The sequence below is a fragment of the Pseudomonas sp. C9-3 genome (assembly GCF_032392015.1).
GTDB classification, from domain to species: domain Bacteria; phylum Pseudomonadota; class Gammaproteobacteria; order Pseudomonadales; family Pseudomonadaceae; genus Pseudomonas; species Pseudomonas nitroreducens.
In genome coordinates, this window is record NZ_CP135919.1 from 4,479,071 (window position 1) to 4,500,004 (window position 20,934).

General features: G+C 64.9%; 17 protein-coding genes. 5 read left to right on the forward strand and 12 right to left on the reverse strand.

What is annotated here, in order from left to right:
- Positions 1-10 precede the first annotated feature (10 nt).
- From RS899_RS20540 to RS899_RS20550, 3 genes are all read right to left on the reverse strand, one after another.
- Positions 11-3,790 carry a nitrate reductase subunit alpha gene (locus RS899_RS20540; protein WP_315807946.1) on the reverse strand — a complete coding sequence of 1,260 codons (3,780 nt, stop codon included), beginning with the start codon at positions 3,788-3,790 and terminating at the stop codon, positions 11-13.
- Between the two features lie 99 nt (positions 3,791-3,889).
- Positions 3,890-5,296 carry a NarK family nitrate/nitrite MFS transporter gene (locus tag RS899_RS20545; protein ID WP_315807947.1) on the reverse strand — a complete coding sequence of 469 codons (1,407 nt, stop codon included), beginning with the start codon at positions 5,294-5,296 and terminating at the stop codon, positions 3,890-3,892.
- Between the two features lie 12 nt (positions 5,297-5,308).
- Positions 5,309-6,610, reverse strand: coding sequence for a nitrate/nitrite transporter (locus tag RS899_RS20550; protein ID WP_315807948.1), 1,302 nt, complete (start codon positions 6,608-6,610; stop codon positions 5,309-5,311).
- 173 nt (positions 6,611-6,783) lie between these two features.
- Between RS899_RS20550 and RS899_RS20555 the strand changes: the two genes are divergently transcribed.
- The 3 genes from RS899_RS20555 (at position 6,784) to RS899_RS20565 (ending at position 9,851) form a co-directional block, all read left to right on the forward strand.
- Positions 6,784-8,646, forward strand: a complete 1,863-nt coding sequence (locus RS899_RS20555; RefSeq protein WP_315807949.1) for a histidine kinase — start codon at positions 6,784-6,786, stop codon at positions 8,644-8,646.
- A complete protein-coding gene (gene narL, locus RS899_RS20560; RefSeq protein ID WP_024765829.1) occupies positions 8,643-9,296 on the forward strand; it encodes a two-component system response regulator NarL in 654 nt (217 codons plus the stop codon). Before RS899_RS20555 ends, narL begins: the two co-directional genes overlap by 4 nt.
- Positions 9,297-9,482: 186 nt before the next feature.
- Complete coding sequence (locus tag RS899_RS20565) at positions 9,483-9,851, forward strand: putative zinc-binding protein (protein WP_054909140.1); 369 nt, start codon at positions 9,483-9,485, stop codon at positions 9,849-9,851.
- 126 nt (positions 9,852-9,977) lie between these two features.
- Here the strand turns inward: RS899_RS20565 and ubiT are convergent, their stop codons facing one another.
- From ubiT to RS899_RS20610, 9 genes are all read right to left on the reverse strand, one after another.
- Positions 9,978-10,451, reverse strand: a complete 474-nt coding sequence (gene ubiT, locus RS899_RS20570) for a ubiquinone anaerobic biosynthesis accessory factor UbiT (protein ID WP_315807950.1) — start codon at positions 10,449-10,451, stop codon at positions 9,978-9,980.
- A complete protein-coding gene (locus RS899_RS20575; RefSeq protein ID WP_315807951.1) occupies positions 10,445-11,335 on the reverse strand; it encodes a U32 family peptidase in 891 nt (296 codons plus the stop codon). Before RS899_RS20575 ends, ubiT begins: the two co-directional genes overlap by 7 nt.
- Positions 11,336-11,345: 10 nt before the next feature.
- On the reverse strand, positions 11,346-12,341 hold the full coding sequence (gene ubiU, locus RS899_RS20580; RefSeq protein ID WP_218435656.1) for a ubiquinone anaerobic biosynthesis protein UbiU: 996 nt from the start codon (positions 12,339-12,341) through the stop codon (positions 11,346-11,348).
- A gap of 55 nt (positions 12,342-12,396) precedes the next feature.
- The gene (gene glp, locus RS899_RS20585; RefSeq protein ID WP_315807952.1) at positions 12,397-13,632 is read right to left on the reverse strand and encodes a gephyrin-like molybdotransferase Glp; all 1,236 of its coding nucleotides are present in this window, start codon (positions 13,630-13,632) and stop codon (positions 12,397-12,399) included.
- Positions 13,629-14,183 carry a molybdenum cofactor biosynthesis protein B gene (moaB, locus tag RS899_RS20590; protein ID WP_037015987.1) on the reverse strand — a complete coding sequence of 185 codons (555 nt, stop codon included), beginning with the start codon at positions 14,181-14,183 and terminating at the stop codon, positions 13,629-13,631. The genes glp and moaB overlap by 4 nt, the downstream gene beginning before the upstream one ends.
- A gap of 245 nt (positions 14,184-14,428) precedes the next feature.
- Positions 14,429-14,881, reverse strand: a complete 453-nt coding sequence (moaE, locus tag RS899_RS20595) for a molybdopterin synthase catalytic subunit MoaE (RefSeq protein ID WP_315807953.1) — start codon at positions 14,879-14,881, stop codon at positions 14,429-14,431.
- Positions 14,882-14,885: 4 nt separating this feature from the next.
- Positions 14,886-15,134: a MoaD/ThiS family protein gene (locus RS899_RS20600; protein WP_065086681.1), complete on the reverse strand. Its 249-nt coding sequence runs from the start codon at positions 15,132-15,134 to the stop codon at positions 14,886-14,888.
- Positions 15,131-15,622, reverse strand: a complete 492-nt coding sequence (gene moaC, locus RS899_RS20605) for a cyclic pyranopterin monophosphate synthase MoaC (RefSeq protein ID WP_024765837.1) — start codon at positions 15,620-15,622, stop codon at positions 15,131-15,133. Before moaC ends, RS899_RS20600 begins: the two co-directional genes overlap by 4 nt.
- Positions 15,623-15,891: 269 nt before the next feature.
- Complete coding sequence (locus RS899_RS20610) at positions 15,892-17,283, reverse strand: PhoH family protein (protein ID WP_024765838.1); 1,392 nt, start codon at positions 17,281-17,283, stop codon at positions 15,892-15,894.
- A 483-nt stretch (positions 17,284-17,766) separates the two neighbouring features.
- On the opposite strand from RS899_RS20610, the gene yaaA reads away from it, so the two are divergent.
- Both yaaA and algD read left to right on the forward strand, forming a co-directional pair.
- Positions 17,767-18,546, forward strand: coding sequence for a peroxide stress protein YaaA (yaaA, locus tag RS899_RS20615; protein ID WP_024765839.1), 780 nt, complete (start codon positions 17,767-17,769; stop codon positions 18,544-18,546).
- A 1,041-nt stretch (positions 18,547-19,587) separates the two neighbouring features.
- Entirely contained in the window at positions 19,588-20,898 is a 1,311-nt protein-coding gene (gene algD / locus RS899_RS20620) for a GDP-mannose 6-dehydrogenase (protein ID WP_024765840.1), read from the forward strand.
- Positions 20,899-20,934 lie beyond the last annotated feature (36 nt).

Sequence of the window (20,934 nt, forward strand, 5' to 3'; positions counted from 1 at the left end):
GCAGTAATCCTCAAATGTCCTGGGGCAGCGGTTGCGGCAGAGCGTCACCGCCCAGCCCGCCCTGCTCTGGCTCGTCGAGCCAGTCGACCTTGTTCATCTTGCGCACCACGACGAACTCATCGCGGTTGCAGCCGACCGTGCCGTAGTAGTTGAAGCCCCACGCCTGCTGGGCGTAGCCGCCGATCATATGGGTAGGCTTGAGGACCACGCGGGTCACCGAGTTGTGGTGGCCGCCGCGGGTCTTGGTGGTCTCGCTGCCCGGCAGGTTCACGATGCGTTCCTGGGCGTGGTACATCATCACCATGCCGTCCTTCACGCGCTGGCTGACCACCGCGCGGCAGGTCGCGGCGCCGTTGGCGTTGAAGACTTCGACCCAGTCGTTGTCCTCGATGCCGGCGCGTTTCGCGTCGTTCTCGCTCATCCAGATGATCGGGCCACCGCGCGACAGGGTGAGCATCAGCAGGTTGTCGCTGTAGGTGGAGTGGATGCCCCACTTCTGGTGCGGGGTGATCCAGTTCAGGGTGATCTCGGTATTGCCGTTGGGCTTCTTGTTGAACAGCTTGTCGGTGCTGCGGGTGTTGACCGGCGGCCGGTAGCTGACGAAACCCTCGCCGAAGGCCTGCATCCAGGGGTGATCCTGGTAGAACTGCTGGCGACCGGTGATGGTGCGCCACGGGATCATCTCGTGGACGTTGGTGTAGCAGGCGTTGTAGCTCACGTGTTCATCTTCCAGGCCCGACCAGGTGGGGCTGGAGATGATCTTGCGCGGCTGCGCCTGGACGTCGCGGAAGCGGATCTTCTCTTCTTCCTTGGGCAGCGCCAGGTGGGTGTGGTCGCGGCCGGTGAACTTCGACAGCGCTTCCCAGGCCTTCACGGCCACCTGGCCGTTGGTTTCCGGCGCCAGGGCGAGGATCACCTCGGCGGCGTCGATGGCGCTTTCGATGCGCGGGCGGCCTTCGCTGATGCCGGTTTCGGTGACCTTGTGGTTCAGCTCGCCGAGCAGTTTGATTTCCTTCTCGGTGTTCCAGCCGATGCCCTTGCCGCCGTTGCCCAGCTTGTCCAGCAGCGGGCCGAGGGAGGTGAACTTCTTGTAGGTGTTCGGGTAATCACGCTCGACCACATGCAGGGTCGGCATGGTGCGGCCAGGGACAGGTTCGCACTCGCCCGTCTTCCAGTCGGTGCCGCCGAAGGGCTGCGCGAGTTCGTTGGCGGTGTCGTGCAGCAGCGGCACGGTGACCAGGTCCTTCTCCACGCCCAGGTGGCCAACGGAAACTTCGGAGAACTTCTTGGCGATGGCCTTGTAGATTTCCCAGTCGCTCTTGGCTTCCCAGGCCGGGTCGGTGGCGGCCGACAGCGGGTGGATGAAGGGGTGCATGTCGGAGGTGTTGAGGTCGTCCTTTTCGTACCAGGTCGCGGTCGGCAGGACGATGTCCGAGTACATGCAGGTGGAGGACATGCGGAAGTCCAGGGTGGTGACCAGGTCCAGCTTGCCTTCGGCGCCTTCATCGACCCAGTCGACTTCGCCCGGGCAGGGGCCGCCGGCCTTGCCGAGGTCGTCGTTCATCACGCCGTTCTTCGCGCCCAGCAGGTACTTGAGCATGTACTCGTGGCCCTTGCCCGAGGAGCCGAGCAGGTTGGAGCGCCAGATGAACATGTTGCGCGGGAAGTTCTGCGGGTCGTCCGGCTGCTCGCTGGCCACGCGCAGGTTGCCGGCCTTGAGTTCACGCACCACATAGTCCTGCACCGGGATGCCAGCGCGCTCGGCGTCGGCGGCGATGTGCAGCGGGTTGCGGTTGAGCTGCGGGGCGGACGGCAGCCAGCCCATGCGCTCGGCGCGGATGTTGTAGTCCAGCGCGTGCTCGGGGAACTGCTTGGTGTCGGCCAGCGGCGAGAGCACCTCGTGCATCGAGATCTTCTCGTGGCGCCACTGCGAGCTGTGCAGGTAGAAGAAGCTGGTGCCGTTCATCTGCCGCGGCGGGCGGCTCCAGTCGGTGCCGAACGCCAGCGGGACCCAGCCGGTCTGCGGGCGGAGTTTTTCCTGGCCCACGTAGTGCGCCCAGCCGCCACCACTCTGGCCGATGCAGCCGCACATCATCAGCATGTTGATGACCGCGCGGTAGTTCATGTCCATGTGGTACCAGTGGTTCATCGCGGCGCCGATGATGACCATGGCCTTGCCGTGGGTCTTGTCGGCGCTGTCGGCGAACTCGCGGGCCACCTGGATGGCACGGGCGGCCGGGACGCCGGTGATGCGCGCCTGCCAGGCCGGGGTGTAGGGCACGTCAGCGTCGGTGTAGGAGGCGGCGACGTTGCGGCCACCCAGGCCACGGTCGACGCTGTAGTTGGCCATCTGCAGGTCATACACGGTGGCGACGCGCAGGGTCTGGCCATCGGCGCCAGTGAACTCGCGGAACGGTACGCGGCGCACCAGCACCTCGTCGTTGTCCACGCCCTTGAAGTGCGGGTGTTCCTGCCCGGCGAAGTACGGGAAGCCGACGTCGCAGGCGTTTTCCGGGCCATCGATCAGGCTCAGCGCCAGGCGTGTTTCACGTTGCGCGCCGCCCTCTTTCTCCTCGATGTTCCACTTGCCCGACTCGCCCCAGCGGTAGCCGATGGCGCCGGTGGGCGAGACCAGTTCGCCGCTGATTTCGTCGAGGCCGATGGTCTTCCACTCGGGGTTGTTTTGCTGGCCGAGGTTGCCGGCGAGGTCCGCCGCGCGCAGGTAGCGGGTCGGCTTGAGCACGCCTTCGGTGTGCGGTTCGAGCAGCACCAGCATCGGCATGTCGGTGTACTGGCGGCAGTAGTCGACGAAGTAGGCGCTGGGCTTCTCGAGGTGGAATTCCTTGAGGATGACGTGACCAAAAGCCATGCCCAGTGCGGCGTCGGTGCCCTGCTTGGGGTTGAGCCAGAGGTCGGTGAGCTTGGCCACTTCGGAGTAGTCCGGGGTGACGGCCACGGTCTTGGTGCCCTTGTAGCGGACTTCGGTGAAGAAGTGCGCGTCAGGGGTACGGGTCTGCGGGACGTTGGAGCCCCAGGCGATGATGTAGCTGGAGTTGTACCAGTCGGCCGATTCCGGCACGTCGGTCTGCTCGCCCCAGATCTGCGGCGAAGCGGGAGGAAGGTCGCAATACCAGTCGTAGAAGCTCAGGCACACGCCGCCGATCAGCGACAGGTAACGAGCGCCGGCGGCGTAGCTGACCATCGACATGGCCGGGATCGGCGAGAAGCCGATGACGCGATCCGGGCCGTAGGTCTTGGCGGTGTAGACGTTGGCGGCGGCGATGATCTCGGTGACTTCGCTCCAGCTCGAACGGATGAAACCGCCCAGGCCGCGCTCGCTCTTGTAGCTCTTGGCCTTGGCGGAGTCCTCGACGATGCTGGCCCAGGCGTCCACCGGGTCGTTGTGGGCGGCGCGGGCTTCACGCCAGAGCTTGAGCAGCGGCTTGCGCACCTTGGGGTATTTCAGGCGGTTGGCGCTGTACATGTACCAGGAGTAGCTGGCGCCACGGGGGCAGCCACGCGGCTCGTGGTTGGGCAGGTCCGGGCGGGTACGCGGGTAATCGGTCTGCTGGGTTTCCCAGGTGATCAGGCCGTTCTTCACGTAGATCTTCCAGGAGCACGAGCCAGTGCAGTTCACCCCGTGGGTAGAGCGAACGATCTTGTCGTGCTGCCAGCGCTGCCGGTAGCTGTTTTCCCAGGCACGGCTTTCGTTGGAGACTTCGCCGTGACCATCGGCAAATTCACCCTGCTTCTTCTTGAAGAACTGCAGGCGGTCGAGCAGGTAACTCATCTGTATCTCCTCACCCGGTCTGCGCCGGGCGTTCAATCTCAAATCAGGACTTGCGAATCACATGGGGAGGGCAACGCACAGCGCTGTCCGCCGCGAAACTCAGCAGGGGCTCTCGGCACCCTTGCGCGCGTACCACCACCAGGTGGCGACGATGCAGGTCAGGTAGTAGGCGACGAAGACGTAGAGGGCGCCCTCGGCGCTGCCGGTCATGGCCAGCGAAGTGCCGAACGCCTTGGGAATGAAGAAGCCGCCGAAGGCGCCGATGGCGGCGGAGAAGCCGATCACCGCGGCCGATTCCATGCTCGCGCCCTTGGCGGCCTGGGCCTCGGTGAAGCCGCCTTTTTTCAGGCGCGCGGCCCACTCGTTGCGGAAGATCACCGGGATCATGCGGAAGGTGCTGCCGTTGCCGATGCCGGCGAAGAAGAACAGCGCGATGAAGGAGCCGAGGAAGCCGAAGAAGCTGCCGGCACCGTTGGCGCCGGGCAGGAAGCTGATCACCGCGAATACGCCGGCGATCATTGCCGCGTAGTTCCACAGGGTGATCCGTGCGCCGCCGAACTTGTCTGCCAGCCAGCCGCCCAGCGGCCGGCTCAGGGCGCCTACCAGCGGGCCGAGGAAGGCGTACTGCAGCGGGTTGATATCCGGGAACTGGGTCTTGCTGAGCATGGCGAAGCCGGCGGAGAAACCGATGAACGAGCCGAAGGTGGCCACGTACAGCCAGCACATCAGCCAGTTGTGCTTGCGCTTGAAGATCACCGACTGGTCGCGGAACGAGGCCTTGGCATCGGCGATGTCGTTCATGCCGAACCACGCGGCGACGGACACCACGGCGATGAAGGGCACCCAGATCCAGCCGGCGTTCTGCAGCCACAGGCGGCTGCCATCGGAGAGGGTTTCCGGTTCGCCACCGAAGGCACCGAACAGCCCGCCGGCCACGGCCAGCGGCACGGCGAACTGCATCACCGACACACCGAGATTGCCCAGGCCGGCGTTCAGGCCCAGGGCGGTGCCCTGCTGGTTCTTCGGATAGAAGAAGCTGATGTTGGACATGCTGGAGGCGAAGTTGCCGCCGCCGAAGCCGCACAGCAGCGCGATGGTCGCGAACACCCAGTACGGCGTGGTCGGGTCTTGCACGGCGAAGCCCAGCCACAGGCAGGGGATCAGCAGCGAGGCGGTGGACAGCGCGGTCCAGCGACGGCCGCCGAAGATCGGCACCATGAAGGAGTAGAAGATGCGCAGCGTGGCGCCGGAGATCGACGGCAGCGCGGCGAGCAGGAACAGCTGGTCGTTGCTGAAGCTGAAGCCGGCGGCGTTCAGGCGCACGGTGACGGTGCTCCAGATCATCCACACGGCGAAGGCGAGCAACAGTGCGGGAATCGAGATCCACAGGTTGCGCGCGGCGATGCGCTTGCCGCTATGCGCCCAGAACTCGGGGTCCTCTGGGCGCCAGTCGACCAGCAGCGGGCCTCTGGCGGCTTTGAGTTGGGGGTTGGCGATCATGCCCATGACGGCATTACCTCAGGAGTGGCTGGAAGGAATGGGAGAGGCGTCGACATCGGCCGCGCTGGGCTGGCCGTCGAGGCGCTGTTGCTGCTTGATCGCGTAGTGCATCCAGACCATGCACACCACGGTCAGGCCGAACAGCAACATGAAGCAGGAGGAGCGCACGCCGATGCGGTCGGCGGCGAAGCCGAACAGGATCGGCAGGCAGAAGCCGCCGAGGCCGCCGATAACCCCGACCATGCCGCCGACGGTGCCCATGTTCTGCGGGTAGTAGTCGTGGATGATCCGGTACACGCTGGCTTTGCCGAAGCCCTGGGCGATGCCGACGACGAACACCAGGAAGGTGAACAGCCAGACGTTCAGGCCGATGCCGAGGCTGACGTCACCCTTGATGCCGTGAATGGTCATGGTGGTCGGCGGGTAGGAGAGGAAGAACAGGCAGACCAGGCAGATCCAGAACACTCCCCAGTTCACCGCACGGGCGCCGTAGTGGTCGCTGAACCAGCCGCCCAGGGCGCGGATCAGACCCGACGGCAGGGTGAACAGCATGGTGATGAAGGAGGCGGTGCGCAGGTCCAGGCCGTACTCGGCGATGTAGTACTTGGGCAGCCACAGGGCCAGGGCTACGAAGCCGCCGAAGACGAAGAAGTAGTACAGGCCGAAGCGCCAGACGCGCAGTTCACCCAGCGGCGCCAGCTGCTTGGCCAGGGTCGGCCGCGGGCGGCTCGGGTCGGCGTCGCCGCCCTTGGTGTGGGCCGGGTCGGTCCAGGTGCAGAACCAGAACAGCAGCGCGGTGACCAGCATGGCCACCGAGTAGATCTGCGGAACCATGCGCCAACCGAAGGCGAAGACGATCATCGGCGCCACCAGGTTGGTGATCGCCGCGCCCGCATTGCCGGCACCGAAGATGCCCATGGCGGTGCCCTGGCGTTCCTTCTCGAACCACGACGAGGTGTAGGCGATGCCCACGGCGAAGGAGCCGCCAGCCAGGCCGACGAACAGGCCCAGCACCAGGTAGTGCCAGTAGAGGGTGGCGAAGGCCAGGCCGTAGATCGGGATGGCCACCAGCAGCATGTGGATGAAGAACACCCGGCGACCGCCGAAGCGGTCGGTGATCAACCCCAGCGGCAGACGCACCAGCGAACCGGTAAGGATCGGCAACGCGACCATCAGGCCGAACTGGGCTTCGGACAGCCCCAGCTCTTCCTTGATGCGAATACCGATGATCGAAAACATCGTCCAGACCGCGAAGTTCACGGCGAACGCCAGTGTGCTCATGCCGAGCACGGAGTACTGTTTCTGACGGTGGGACAACATGGCTAAGCTCACTTCCTGACAGCCTTTGCCCGCACGTTAGGTAAGGACTCGCGCCCTTCTCTTGATCGTCATCAATGAGCGAAAGGGCGATTCGTGAGCAGATGCGCGCCGCTACTCCTTAGTGGGTATCTCTGAAACGAACATATAAGTCGTTGTTTTTAAAGGCATTTAATATGAATACGGCGTCCCGACCCGAGCCCTCCGCCAGCGACCGATTCTTTGTGGGTAGTCCCCCCGCCGGACGCCCTTCCCTGCGCAAATCCATCGTCGTGCGCTTCGGCTGCTACCTCACCCTGCTGGTATCCCTGGCCCTGGCCGGCATGTTCAGCGCACTGCTGTTCGCCGACTATTCGCACCAGGATGCGGCGGTGATCAACCAGGCCGGTTCGCTGCGCATGCTCACCTACCGCCTGGCGCTGGACCCCTCGCCGATCAACCGCCAGGCTCTGCAGGCAACCCTCGCCGCACGCCTGGACAACGACGAGATCACCCGCTTGCTGCGCCGCTCGGATGCCGACGCGCCGATCCGCCAGCAGCACGCGCAATTGCGCAAGGAGCTGCAGAACCTCGACCTTTCCGAAGCACCGGCGCTGGCGACCCTCGACACCTTCGTCAGCCACATCGACGGCTTCGTCGGCACCCTGCAGAGCAATGCCGAATACCGCTCGCAGATGCTCAGCACGGTGCAGGGGCTGTGCCTGTTCCTCAGCCTGCTGGTGGTGTTCATCAGCCTCTATGACCTGAGCTACCACGTGGTCGGCCCACTGCGCGAACTCACCACGACCGCGCGCCGCCTGGGCGAAGGCGACCTCGATGCACGGGTCAGCAGCAGCGGCGAGGACGAGTTGAGCCAGCTGGGCGAGCGCTTCAACCAGATGGCCGAGGAACTCCAGGCCAGCTACCGCGAGCTCGAAGCACGGGTGGAAGAGAAGACCCGCGCCCTCTCCAACAGCCACCAGCGCCTGGAGCTGCTCTACGACAGCGCCCGCCGCCTGGGCCAGGACCCGTATGACGAGCGCTCCCTGCAACCGCTGCTGAACCAGCTGGAGCGCGTGCTGCAGGCCGGCAAGGTGACCCTCTGCCTGAACAAGGACGGCGTCGAGCGCGCCTATTCCTCGCTGACCACCGACGGCATCACCGGCAGCTTCTGCCTGCAGGGCAACTGCGGCGACTGCCGCGCCCAGGCCGACCATTGCGGCGAGCCAAGCCAGGGCATCAATCCGCTGCTGATGCAGCCCCTTTCCATCGGCGAACACCGCTTCGGCGAGCTGTTCATCGAGACCGCCAGCGGCCGCCTGGAAGACTGGCAGCAGCAATTCATCGAGGGCTTCTGCGACAACATCGCGCGCACCTTCGCGCTGTCCCTGCAGCAGGAACAGGAGAACCGCCTGGCCCTGTTCGCCGAGCGCAGCACCATCGCCCGCGAGCTGCACGATTCGCTGGCGCAGTCGCTGTCCTACCTGAAGATCCAGGTCAGCCGCCTGGCCACCCTGCTCAAGCGCGATGTGCCGGCCGAGAAGATCGACGAGACCCTCGACGAACTGCGCGAAGGCCTCAACAGCGCCTACCGCCAGCTGCGCGAACTGCTCACCACCTTCCGCCTGAGCCTGGAGCAGTCGAGCCTGGAAGCGGCGCTGGTGAAGACCGTGGAAGAGTTCGCCGAGCGCGGCAACCTGGGCATCGAACTGGACAATCGCCTGGCGCACATCCCGCTCAACCCCAACGAGGAAATCCACATCCTGCAGATCGTCCGCGAGGCGCTGTCAAACGTGGTTCGCCACGCCGGCGCCAGCCACGCGAAGGTGATCCTGGGCGAAGATGCGGATGAGCAGGTATGCATCACCGTGGACGATGACGGCGTCGGCTTTGACCCAGCGCAGAGCCGCAACGGGCACTACGGGCTTAGCATCATGCGTGAGCGCAGCCAGACCCTGGAAGCCAACTTCAGCATCGCCCCGCGCGAGCCGCAGGGCACCCGCGTCAGCGTGCGCTTCACCCACAAACCCCTGTCGCAGTACCCGGAGACCCACCCATGACGGCCACCCCCACCGATGACCGCGCGCGCATCCTGCTTGTCGACGACCACCCGATGATGCGCAAGGGCGTGATCCAGTTGCTGGAGTTCGAGGACGACCTGCAAGTGGTGGGCGAAGCCGGCAGCGGCGAGGAAGCGCTGCGCATGGCGGCGGAGCTGGAACCGGACATGATCCTGCTCGACCTCAACATGAAGGGCATGACCGGCCTGGACACTCTGCGCGCCCTGCGCGAGAACGGCGAGGACGCGCGCATCGTGGTGTTCACCGTCTCCGATGACCGCAACGACGTGATCAACGTGCTGCGCGCTGGCGCCGACGGCTACCTGCTCAAGGACATGGAACCCGAGCGCCTGCTCGAACACATCCGCCAGGCGGCCACCGGCCAGCTCACCATCAGCCCGCAGTTGACCCAGGTACTGGCCCAGGCCCTGCGCGGCGATGACCGGCCCAAGGGCATCGAGGAGCTGACCGATCGCGAGCGGCAGATCCTCCGCCAACTCGCCCACGGCTACAGCAACAAGATGATCGCGCGCAAACTCGACATCACCGAAGGCACCGTGAAGGTCCACGTGAAGCGCGTGCTGCACAAGCTGGGCATGCGCTCACGGGTGGAAGCAGCGGTGTGGGCGGTGGAGAACCATCTGGTCTGACCTCGACGCCAAACGCAATTTGTAGGGCGCATAACGCCAACGGCGTTATCCGCCATCGGGTCTGACGGCGGATAAAGCGTTCCGCTTTATCCGCCCTACCTAACTGTCCGATCGCCGACTTGATTCAGATCATGTCGCGCCAGCCCACGGCGGCAGGACACTGCGGGACTCACCCAGGAGGTCCCCATGCCGCCCTCGCCGAACCTGCCCCTCGTGTACTCCTGCTCCGGCTGCTCCAATCTTGCGCAATTGGCCAACGACCTCGCCCTGCGCCTGGACCGTGACGGCCTGGCGGAGATGTCCTGCATCGCCGGCGTGGGCGGCGACGTACCGGCGCTGGTGAAGAAAGCCTGCTCCGGCCGGCCGATCATCGCCGTGGACGGCTGTCACCTGCACTGCGTGCAGAACTGCCTGGCGCGCCATGGCGTGAAGGCCGCGCACGAGGTCACCCTGACCGAGTACGGCCTGAAGAAACGCTATGGCCAGGACGCGCCGGTGCAGGATTTCGAGATGCTCTACGAGGAACTGCAGTTCCTCGTACGCACGCCGGCCTGAACCACCACTGCTCAAGGCGAAAGAACAGGCGCCGACGTAGGATGGGTGGAGCGAAGCGATACCCATCGATTGGCGTGCCAGGACAGCATGGGTATCGCAAGCTCCACCCATCCTACGAGATGCCGGTCAGGTGTTTTCCTGTACGGCCCGGCTGGCGCGACGCATGGCGCGCCACAGCCAGGCTGGCAGGCTGTCCGGATCGAGGCTGTCGATCAGGTTCTTCACCGCCAGCCCCAGCTCGGTATCGCCCTCGATCACCAGGCGGCGGCGGAAGAACAACGTGTCCGGGTCCTCCTGGCGGCCCGCCAGCAACAGGAAGTCACGCCAGCTGCCGCGAATGGTCACGCTGGGCACGCAGGCATCGGCGAAACGCAGGCCCTTGCGGTCGTGGGTGAAACTCCAGGCCAGGCCGAGATCGCTCACTTCCAGCCGCAGCCAGTGGCCGTCGAGGATATCGAAGGCTCCGTCGGCCAGCGCCTCGGCGAACAGGCGATTGGCGGCACGCTGCAGCACCGCGCGCTGCAATCCCGACGGGACGCGCGCGGCCAGCGGCAGGAGTCGGTCGGCGGCGCGCAGGGCACCGGTTTCAAGAGTCAGCACAGGTTCACCTCATCACTGCGCAGCATGCCCGGTCGGCCATGCCAGTATCCGTTGCAACCTTCCACCGCCAGCGGCGGCGTGGCGCCCTTGCGCACGCGGTCGAAGGCCTGCACGATCTCCACCATGCCTTCCGCGCGCGGGCTCAGGCGCAGCAGGTCGGCGCCGCAATCACGCAGCGAGGCGTAGTCCGCCAGCAGGTTGCTGGACTCGCCGGACAGGGTCTGGATGCCGTTGAGGGTGAACAAAGGGAAACCCTCCTGGCTGAGCATCGACATGCCTTCGGGGTAGTTGAGGCAGCAGAACTGGCAATCGTCCTTGGGCCGGTTCTCCGCTCGCGCGGTGAAGCAGCGCGCCGAGTAGGCCAAAGGCAGATGGCCGTAGGCAAACACCTCGGTCTCCACATCATTGATGCCCAGCTCGCGCGCCTGCTCGATGACTGCGTGGACCTGCTCGCCGGAGCACTCCACCGGCGGCACCCAGCGGCGCAGGCCAGCGGCATGCAGCTCCGCCAGCGTATGGCCGTTGTAGACATTCAACGCCGGCCCGCCGACGAACTCGACACCCAGGCCGGAGAGAATCTGCACCGCGCCCATGTCGTTGGCCTCGACCCGCAGCTCGCCGTTGGCGCACAGGCGGCGCAGCGCGGACAGCTCCGAAGCCGCCTCGATCAGCGCCAGCCCCGCGATGAGAATCTGCGCCCCGCTCTGCTGCTGCAGCTCACGTCCCAGTCCGAGCCAGTCGTCCAGCGACAGCGCCCGGCGTTTGGAGCAGACGGTCTCGCCGATAGTGATGGCGTCCAGCGGCTGCTCCGCCATCTGCGCATAGAAATCCAGGAGTGTCCGGCGGTCCCAGTAGAACAGCACCGGTCCCAGGCTGAGTTTCATCTCGATGTCCTCACTGCCAGGAGCGATGGTAGGCGCCCAGGGTCGTCTGGTGGCCTTCGGAAAGCTTGTCCAGGGCATCCTGCCACTGCGTCAGCGCACGGTAGTTCTCCGGTGCGCGTTGCCACGCATCCAGCGCCTGGCGCCAGACGCGGGTGACCTGCTCGACATAGGCCGGGCTGCGCTGCCGGCCCTCGATCTTCACCGCCGCCACACCGATCTCCGCCAACTGCGGAATCAGGTCGATGGTGTTCAGGCTGGTGGGCTCTTCCAGCGCATGGAAGCGCTCGCCGTTGACCACGAAGCGGCCCTTGCACAGGGTCGGGTAGCCGGCCGGCTCATCCGGCGCGTAGCGGTCGATCAGCACGTCGTTGAGGCGCGAGGTCAGGCCTTCGGGCTCCTCGCTCCAGCGCACCGCCTTGGCCGGCGAACAGACCCCGCACAGATTCGGCGACTCGCCGGTGACATAGGACGACAGGTGGCAGCGCCCCTCGGCCATGATGCACAGGCTGCCGAAAGCGAAGACTTCGATGGGCACCGGGCTGTTCGCCGCCACCTGGCGCACCTGCGCCAGCGACAGCACGCGCGGCAGCACGGCGCGGCGGATGCCGTAGCGCTCGTGGTAGAACGCCAGCGCCGCCACATTGGTGGCCGAACCCTGCACCGAGAGGTGCAGCGCGAGGTTCGGATGGCGCTTGGCGGCATAGCCGAGCACCGCGCAGTCGGCGGCGATCAGCGCATCCACGCCCAGGTCGGCGGCGTGGTCCACGGCGCGTTGCCAGCGGGCCCAGCCAGCCGCGCCGGGATAGGTGTTGACCGCCACGTACATCTGCTTGCCGGCGTCGTGGATCAGGTCCACGCCCTGGCGCAGTTGGCGATCATCGAGGTTGAGGCCGGCAAAGTGCCGGGCATTGGTGTCGTCGCGAAAGCCGACGTAGATGGCGTCGGCGCCTTCGCGCAGGGCCGATTTCAAGGCGGGCAGACTTCCCGCCGGGCAGACCAGTTGCATGTTTCCCCCTGGCACTACGGAGGCCGCCGGCCCCCGCCGGCAGCCGGGAACGGCGTCAGGCGCCGAGTTCGCTGAAAGACAGGAACGGCAGCGGCTCGCCAGCGTGCAGGGTGCGCCCGGCCTCCACCACCGCCAGGCCATCGGCCCAACTGGCCGCGCGCAGCATGGCCGAGCCCTGCTGCGGGTGCAGGCAAATGCGCGCCACGCCGCTGGCATCGAGTTCCAAACGCGCGCGCAGGTACTGGCGGCGCGAGTTGGCAGCGGGCCAGTCGAAGCCTGCCGGCAACGTCACCGGCAGCGTCTGCACATCGCTGCGTCCCTGGGCGCGCCAGAGGAAAGGCCGCGCGACGACCAGGGCGGTGACCAGGGCAGCGGCCGGGTTGCCCGGCAGACCGATCCACGGCTTGCCCGAAACACTGCCAAAAGCCAGTGGCTTGCCCGGCTGCATTTTCAACTTCCACAGGTGCAGCTCGCCCAGTTCGCGGATCGCCTGCTTGAGGTAATCGCGGTCCCCCACGGAGACGCCGCCGCTGGTGATCAGCACGTCCCATTCGGACGCAGCGAGGCTCAGTGCATCGCGGCTGGCCGCCAGGGTGTCGGCGAGCACGCCGTAGTCATGCACTTCGATGCCCCAACCGCGCAGCAGTGCGCCGATGCTGAAGCGGTTGGCGTTGTAGATCTGCCCCGGCGCCAGCGGCTCGCCGGGCTCGCGCAGCTCGTCGCCGCTGCTCAGCAGGCAGACACGCAAGGGCCGGCAAACCGCGACGCGATCCAGCCCGACGCTGGCCAGCAGGCCGATGTCCTGGGCGCGCAGTTTCTGTCCGGCACTGAGCAGGGCCTCACCGCTGCGGAGCTCTTCACCACGCCGGCGCACATGGCTGCCGAGGGCTACCTGGGGAACCAGCAAACGCTCGCCCTCGACCTCGCAGTCCTCCTGGGCGATCACGCTGTCGGCACCCGGTGGTAGCGGCGCGCCGGTGAAGATGCGCATGGCCTGGCCCGGTTGCAGCACAACGTCGGCGGCATCGCCCGCGGCGATGTAGCCGGCGATCTTCAGCCGCGCGCCGGCTTCTCCCGTGTCGTCGCTGCGCAGGGCGTAGCCGTCCATCGCGCTGTTGTCCCACAGGGGCAGATCGATGGGTGAGCGGATGTCCTGCGCGAGGACGCGACCCAGGGCACTTTCCAGGTCGACGTGTACGGTCGGCGGCGCCACGGGAGCGAAATCCATCAGCGCGGCGATGGCCTCATCCACCGGGCGCAGGCCGGCGCCGGAACAGCCGCAGCCGCTCACGAGCGGGTACCGCAGGCCAGCACCGGGCGCTCGGGCAGGCGCTTGAGATGGGGAACGAAATTGCAGGGCTTGGTGCGGCTATCCAACTGCTGGACGAGGATTTTTTCCCAGGCCGTCAGGCAGGCGCCGGTGGAACCGGGCAGGCAGCAGATCAGCGTGCCATTGGTGATGCCGGCGATGGCGCGGGACTGGATGGTGGAAGTGCCGATCTCTTCGCGGGAAATCTGCCGGAACAGTTCACCGAAGCCGTCCACGGTGCGCTCCAGCAGGGGAGCCACGGCCTGCGGGGTGTTGTCACGCAGGGTGAAGCCGGTGCCGCCGGTGATCAGGCCGACCTGGACTTTGGGATCGGCAATCCAGGCCGAGACCACAGCACGAATCTGGTAGATGTCGTCGATCACCAGCCGACGCTCGGCGAGGGCGTGGCCGGCACGCTGCAGGGAGGTGACCAGGGCCTGGCCGGAGGTATCGTTGTGCAGGCTGCGGGTATCGCTGACGGTGAGGACAGCGATCTCCAGCGGCTGGAATTCCGGGGTGCTGAGATGGCTCATGAGGGGGCTCTCCGATTCGGAGCAAAAAGGGCTGGCGCCAGCCTGCGCCCCTTCTCCCCTGCCGCCCATTCCTCCTCGGAGGTACTGCCCCGGCGCGTGCGGGGCATCGCCGCTCAGCAGAGACGGCGGATAAAGCGTTCCGCTTTATCCGCCCTACGTTGAGCGCTTTCGTAGCTTCCGGACAAACCGTAGGGCGCATAACGCCTACGGCGTTATCCGCCAACAGTCGCCGCGGGGATAACGGCTCAGCTCTTCCAGCGATCGGCGGCAGTCTGATCGCTGCAACGGCCTTCGACCCACCGCGGGCCGTCGCTGGTGTCTTCCTTCTTCCAGAACGGCGCGCGGGTCTTGAGGTAGTCCATGACGAAGTTGCAGGCATCGAACGCTGCCTGGCGGTGGGCACTGGCGGCGCCGACGAAGACGATGGGCTCGCCCGGTTCCAGGCGGCCGATGCGATGGAGGATTTCCAGGCGCAACAGCGGCCAGCGCTGGTTGGCTTCCACTTCGATCTTTTCCAGCGCCTTCTCGGTCATGCCGGCGTAGTGCTCGAGGAACATGCCGCCCACTTCGCGCCCATCGTTGAAATCGCGCACGTAGCCGACGAAGCCGACCACCGCGCCCACGCCGACGTTGGCGGCGTGCATCGCGTTGAGTTCGGCGCCCGGATCGAACGCCGCGGGCTGGACGCGGATCGCCATGGGCTCAGCCTCCGGTAACGGTGGGGAAGAACGCCACCTCGTCGCCATCGGCGAGGGGCTCGTCCAGGGAGCACAGCTCCTGGTTGCGTGCGCACATCAGGTTCTGCTCGCCGAGCACGTCCCAGGCGCCGCCGCGCTCCAGCAGCACGCGCCGCAGGTCGTCGAGGCTGGCCAGGGAAGCGCTCCAGTTCAGTTGCTCGCCATCCAGACCGAGGGCTTCGCGGTAGCGGGCGAAGTACTGCACGCGGATCATGGGGTGTCTCCTGCAGAACTGTCTGTCGCCACGTAATGGCCGCTCTTGCCGCCGAGCTTCTCCAGCACCCGCACGCTGTCGATGGTCATGCCACGGTCCACGGCCTTGCACATGTCGTAGATGGTCAGCGCGGCGACGCTGGCGGCGGTCAGCGCTTCCATCTCGACACCGGTCTGCCCGGCCAGCTTGCAGCGGGCAACGATGTGCACGGTGTCTTCGCCCTCGGCGGCCAACTCGACCTTGACGCTGGTGAGCAGCAGCGGGTGGCACAGCGGGATCAGCTCATGGGTCTTCTTCGCCGCCTGGATGCCGGCGATGCGCGCCACGGCGAAGACGTCGCCCTTGGGGTGGCCGCCGTCCTGGATCAGTTGCAGGGTCGCCGGGAGCATGCGCACCCGGGCTTCGGCCACGGCTTCACGGGACGTCACGGCTTTTTCGGTGACATCGACCATGTTGGCGCGGCCCTGGGAATCGAGATGGGTCAGCACGGGTGGGCACTCTCCGGAGAATCAGGGGAACAGTTTAACCCCGACACGCGGGGCTGGCAGACCGGCGAGCGGCGCGTTGGGGGGAGGATTGTATACAAGAAGATGTATGCGCGGGCTACCGCCGGCGTCGCCAGGGTTCGCGAGCAAGCTCGCTCCTACAAGAGCATGTCGCGCCGGACCTTGGGGAGCGAGTGTGCTCGCGAACAACCTGGAAGCAGGAATAAAGAGGCCCGCCAAATGGCGGGCCCTGCTGAGTGAGTGGAAGTGGCCTACATGTGCGCTTCGGCGAACTCCGCCAGCACCGAGCGCGGCACCCCTTGCAGGGTCACGTGCACGCCGTGGGGGAAGTCCTTGAAGCGTTCGGTCAGGTAGGTCAGGCCGGAGCTGGTGGCCGACAGGTAGGGGGTGTCGATCTGCGCCAGGTTGCCCAGGCAGATCACCTTCGAACCGTTGCCCGCCCGGGTGATGATGGTCTTCATCTGGTGCGGGGTGAGGTTCTGGCACTCGTCGATCAGGATCAGGCTCTGCTGGAAGCTGCGGCCGCGGATGTAGTTCAGCGATTTGAACTGCAGCGGCACCTTGCTGAGGATGTAGTCGACGCTGCCGTGGGTGCACTCGTCGTCCGAATGCAGGGCTTCGAGGTTGTCGGTGATTGCGCCGAGCCAGGGCTCCATCTTCTCCGCCTCGGTGCCGGGCAGGAAGCCGATGTCCTCGTCCAGGCCCTGCACGCTGCGAGTCGCGATGATGCGCTTGTAGCGTTTGGTGACCATGGTCTGCTCGATGGCGGCAGCCAGCGCGAGGATGGTCTTGCCCGAGCCGGCAGCGCCGGACAGGTTGACCAGGTGGATGTCCGGGTCCAGCAGCGCGTACAGCGCCAGCGACTGGTACACATCGCGCGGACGCAGGCCCCAGGCTTCCTGGTGCAGCAGCGGCTCCTGGTGCAGGTCGAGGATGGTCAGCTCGTCCTGGTCGATCCCCTTGATCCAGCCGACGAACCCCTGCTCATCGACGATGAACTCGTTGATGTGGACCGCCGGCAGGTTGTCGGTGAGTTGCACGCGGTGCCAGGTCCGACCGCGGTCCTGGCGGGTCTCCACCTTGCTGACGCGGTCCCAGAACGATCCGCTCAGCGAGTGGTAGCCACGCGACAGCAGGTTGATGTCATCGACCAGTTGGTCGGTGTGGTAGTCCTCGGCAAATACCCCGCAGGCACGCGCCTTCAGGCGCATGTTGATGTCCTTGGTGACCAGCACCACGCGCTTGCTGCTATGACGACTCTTCAGCTCCACCAGCTGGTTGATGATCTTGTTGTCATTGAGGTGCTCGGGCAGCCAGGTGATCGGCTCGGCGCGCTTGCTCATGAGGATCGACAGGCTGCCGCAGGGGCCGCTCTTGCCGCGCTGGATGGGCACGCCATCCTCGACCTGCTCGGGCGAGGCTTCGCCCAGTACCGAGTCGATCAGACGGATCGCCTGGCGACATTCCGCGGCCACGGTGTGTTTGCCGGTCTTGAGCTTGTCCAGTTCCTCCAGCACCGTCATCGGGATGGCGACGTGGTGCTCCTGGAAATTCAGCAAGGCGTTGGGATCGTGGATCAGGACGTTGGTGTCGAGGACGTACAGGGTGGGCTGGGTGGGGCGGGAGCGTCCGTGGTCATCCATACGCGGGTCACCTCTTGTGGGGGCGTTCGACGGAATGCCGCTACAGCGCTCCGCCGTGCTGCGAACCACCTGCTCTCGAAGCCTGGGATCAGGGCAGGAATCGAGAGAACTGCATGAAGAGGACGGGCCGGGCCGGGGCCGCCACCTGTCTGCAGGGTTCGGCGGTCTACGTCTCAACAAATACAGGAAAAAACATGACGATAAAAAGTCTTTTTCCTTCCTAAGAAGGTTTTTTTCGTCGTACGACGAAATACCTTGGCGAGGGCCTCGGACAGCGCTAGTTTTAGGGGTCCCACCTCCCGTGTTTCCCAGTCTTTCCCTCGACGGATCAGTCCCTTAGCCCAGCGCTCCGGCAGCTGGCGCCGCGCCAGGCCCAGCCTCTGCGCCCTGCGCCTTCCTCTATAGAGAAGCTAATCGTCCCCATAGGTGGAGCCAACGCTCGCGACTCCTTACAATCGCCGCTCGCTTGTAGGAGACCGCACGATGCTGATGGTGATTTCCCCCGCCAAGACCCTGGACTACGACACCGCGCCGGTGACACAGCGCTTCACCCTGCCCGAGCACCTGGACGACGCACAGGAGCTGATCGGCATCCTGCGGGAACTGGCCCCGGCACAGATCGCCGAACTGATGCACCTGTCGGACAAGCTGGCCGGCCTGAATGCCGCGCGCTTCGGCAGCTGGCACCCGGAGTTCACCCAGGCCAATGCCAAGCAGGCGCTGCTGGCCTTCAAGGGCGACGTCTACACCGGCATGCAGGCCGAGGACTTCAGCGAAGACGACTTCGATTTCGCCCAGCAGCACTTGCGCATGCTTTCCGGCCTTTACGGCGTGCTGCGGCCGCTGGACCTGATGCAGCCCTACCGCCTGGAGATGGGCACCAAGCTGGCCAACGCCCGCGGCAAGGACCTCTACGCCTTCTGGGGCGAGCGCATCAGCGGCTGGCTGAACGAGTCCCTGGCCGAACAGGGCGACGATGTGCTGCTCAACCTGGCCTCCAACGAGTATTTCGGCGCGGTGAAGCGCAAGGCGCTGAACGCGCGGGTGATCGACACCGAGTTCAAGGACCTGAAGAACGGCCAGTACAAGATCATCAGCTTCTACGCCAAGAAGGCCCGCGGGATGATGGCGCGCTACGTGATCAAGGAGCGCCTGAGCAACCCCGAAGGCCTGAAGGACTTCAACTACGCGGGTTACGCCTACAGTGCCGAGCACTCCAAGGCGGACCAGCTGGTGTTCCTGCGCGACCACGCCGACGACTAAGCTGCCCCACCTGCTGCACCGAACGGGAGCCCTGAGGCTCCCGTTTTCGTTTCGATCCCCCCTTCCTGTCGGGCGCGCGAGCTTCGGTGGGGCGCCTCGATGGTGCGGTGACACCGGTTACTGAGCCCGCACGCCCCGCAAAAACCTGCCTGATACCAAGTGGCCTGTAAGCCATTGACCATGGAACTGCGCGGTCACGGGGGCCTGAACTGTACGTTTACTGCTCAAAACACCCCCTAATTCCCACACAGTGAAAATGGTCAAAATGACCGTTCGTCTGCTTCGGGATTAATCGTGAGAAATTTTTTCCGCCATCCGAACCGACCGGATGGATGGAAATCGTCCCGATTCGCTCCTGCCCTTGTAATCCATTGGCCATTAACAGCCCTTGGCCATGACATGCATTTCACGATTGCACTTTGCAAGAGAGAAAGCTGAACGGCAGCTGAACGAATGTCTTACCGACGATACACGGTCGTTTTTAACGAAAAATTCAATGGAACTTTTTCCGACCATGCACTTTGCACTGGAAAGGCCAAGTCGCGAATGGCCATTAATCCAGCATCAAGTGATATCAATTGGATATTTCAAATCATTTCCGAGGCGGGATGAGCGGAAGGAACTAACCGCATTTGAGATAAATCCTATTTGCGCAACGATCATCGATGGCGACCAGAAAGTGCCTCGGTGAGAAATTGGAGATTAGGTTCCAAGGTTATTTCGATTGGCAATCAGCGATTGAACTAAGCACCTAACCCAATGAAAAAACTGAACTTTTCAGATGACGAGGCAATCATCTAACCAGACTTGAGCACGCCAGGACGGAGAACGCACCAACTTTGCAATCCGCCTGAAACATAACAGGGCAACTATTAAAAGTTCGCCCCAAGACTGTGCTCGAAAGTTTAGCACTCGATTCCCATGCCTGCCTGGAAGGAAGTACGGAAGAACTCGAAAGAGCATCTTCCGAGGGTTCTTGCACCCTTTTAAAAACGCCCACGGGGCAACTTAAACAGTTCGACCATTGAAGAGGTGAATGCGATGCGTATCAGCATCTTTGGTCTTGGGTATGTTGGCGCAGTATGTGCCGGCTGCCTGTCCGCACGAGGCCATGAAGTCGTTGGGGTGGATGTCTCCACCACCAAGATCGATCTGATCAACAACGGGAAGTCGCCCATCGTCGAACCGGGTCTGGAGCCTCTGCTGGAGCAAGGCATCCGCACCGGTCGCCTGTCGGGCACCACCGACTTCAAGAAGGCCGTACTGGACACCGACGTGTCGTTCATCTGCGTCGGCACCCCGAGCAAGAAGAACGGCGACCTGGACCTGGGCTACATCGAGTCCGTGTGCCGCGAGATCGGCTACGCCATCCGCGAGAAGAAAGCGCGCCACACCGTGGTCGTGCGCAGCACCGTGCTGCCGGGCACCGTGAACAACGTGGTGATCCCGATCATCGAGGACTGCTCGGGCAAGAAGGCCGGCGCCGACTTCGGCGTGGGCACCAACCCGGAGTTCCTGCGCGAATCCACCGCGATCAAGGACTACGACTTCCCGCCCATGACCGTCATCGGTGAGCTGGACGCCCAGACCGGCGACCTGCTGGAAGAAATCTACCGCGAACTGGACGCGCCGATCATCCGCAAGACCATCGAGGTCGCGGAGATGATCAAGTACACCTGCAACGTCTGGCACGCCGCCAAGGTCACCTTCGCCAACGAGATCGGCAACATCGCCAAGGCAGTCGGCGTCGACGGCCGCGAGGTGATGGACGTGATCTGCCAGGACCGCAAGCTGAACCTCTCGCGCTACTACATGAAGCCCGGCTTCGCCTTCGGCGGCTCCTGCCTGCCCAAGGATGTCCGCGCCCTCACCTACCGCGCCAGCCAGCTGGACATCGAACACCCGATGCTCGGCTCGATCATGCGCAGCAACCAGCACCAGGTGCAGAAGGCCTTCGACATCATCGCCGCCCACGGCAGCCGCAAGGTCGGCCTGCTCGGCCTGTCGTTCAAGTCCGGCACCGACGACCTGCGCGAGAGCCCGCTGGTGGAACTGGCCGAGATGCTCATCGGCAAGGGCTACGAGCTGCAGATCTTCGACCGCAACGTCGAGTACGCCCGCGTCCATGGCGCGAACAAGGAGTACATCGAATCGAAGATCCCGCACGTTTCCTCGCTGCTGGTCTCGGACCTGGACGCGGTCGTGAAGTCCTCCGACGTGCTGGTGCTGGGCAACGGCGACGAGCTGTTCGTCGACGTCGTCAAGCAGGCGCCCGAGGGCAAGAAGGTCGTCGACCTGATCGGCTTCATGCCGAGCGTCACCGACGACCGCGCCGAAGGCATCTGCTGGTAATTGGGTTTCGATTGGCTGCGCGCGCGTCGGCCCGGT

Coding starts and splice junctions, on each gene's coding strand:
- moaB (WP_037015987.1), bottom strand. CDS start 14,183: ATGAGCCATCTCAGCACCCCGGAATTCCAGCCGCTGGAGATCGCTGTC.
- RS899_RS20600 (WP_065086681.1), bottom strand. CDS start 15,134: ATGATCCGCGTGCAGTACTTCGCCCGCTACCGCGAAGCCCTCGGTCTG.
- yaaA (WP_024765839.1), top strand. CDS start 17,767: ATGCTGATGGTGATTTCCCCCGCCAAGACCCTGGACTACGACACCGCG.
- narL (WP_024765829.1), top strand. CDS start 8,643: ATGACGGCCACCCCCACCGATGACCGCGCGCGCATCCTGCTTGTCGAC.
- RS899_RS20555 (WP_315807949.1), top strand. CDS start 6,784: ATGAATACGGCGTCCCGACCCGAGCCCTCCGCCAGCGACCGATTCTTT.
- RS899_RS20540 (WP_315807946.1), bottom strand. CDS start 3,790: ATGAGTTACCTGCTCGACCGCCTGCAGTTCTTCAAGAAGAAGCAGGGT.
- ubiU (WP_218435656.1), bottom strand. CDS start 12,341: ATGCAACTGGTCTGCCCGGCGGGAAGTCTGCCCGCCTTGAAATCGGCC.
- RS899_RS20550 (WP_315807948.1), bottom strand. CDS start 6,610: ATGTTGTCCCACCGTCAGAAACAGTACTCCGTGCTCGGCATGAGCACA.
- RS899_RS20545 (WP_315807947.1), bottom strand. CDS start 5,296: ATGGGCATGATCGCCAACCCCCAACTCAAAGCCGCCAGAGGCCCGCTG.
- moaE (WP_315807953.1), bottom strand. CDS start 14,881: ATGGCGATCCGCGTCCAGCCCGCGGCGTTCGATCCGGGCGCCGAACTC.
- RS899_RS20610 (WP_024765838.1), bottom strand. CDS start 17,283: ATGGATGACCACGGACGCTCCCGCCCCACCCAGCCCACCCTGTACGTC.
- RS899_RS20565 (WP_054909140.1), top strand. CDS start 9,483: ATGCCGCCCTCGCCGAACCTGCCCCTCGTGTACTCCTGCTCCGGCTGC.
- algD (WP_024765840.1), top strand. CDS start 19,588: ATGCGTATCAGCATCTTTGGTCTTGGGTATGTTGGCGCAGTATGTGCC.
- RS899_RS20575 (WP_315807951.1), bottom strand. CDS start 11,335: ATGAAACTCAGCCTGGGACCGGTGCTGTTCTACTGGGACCGCCGGACA.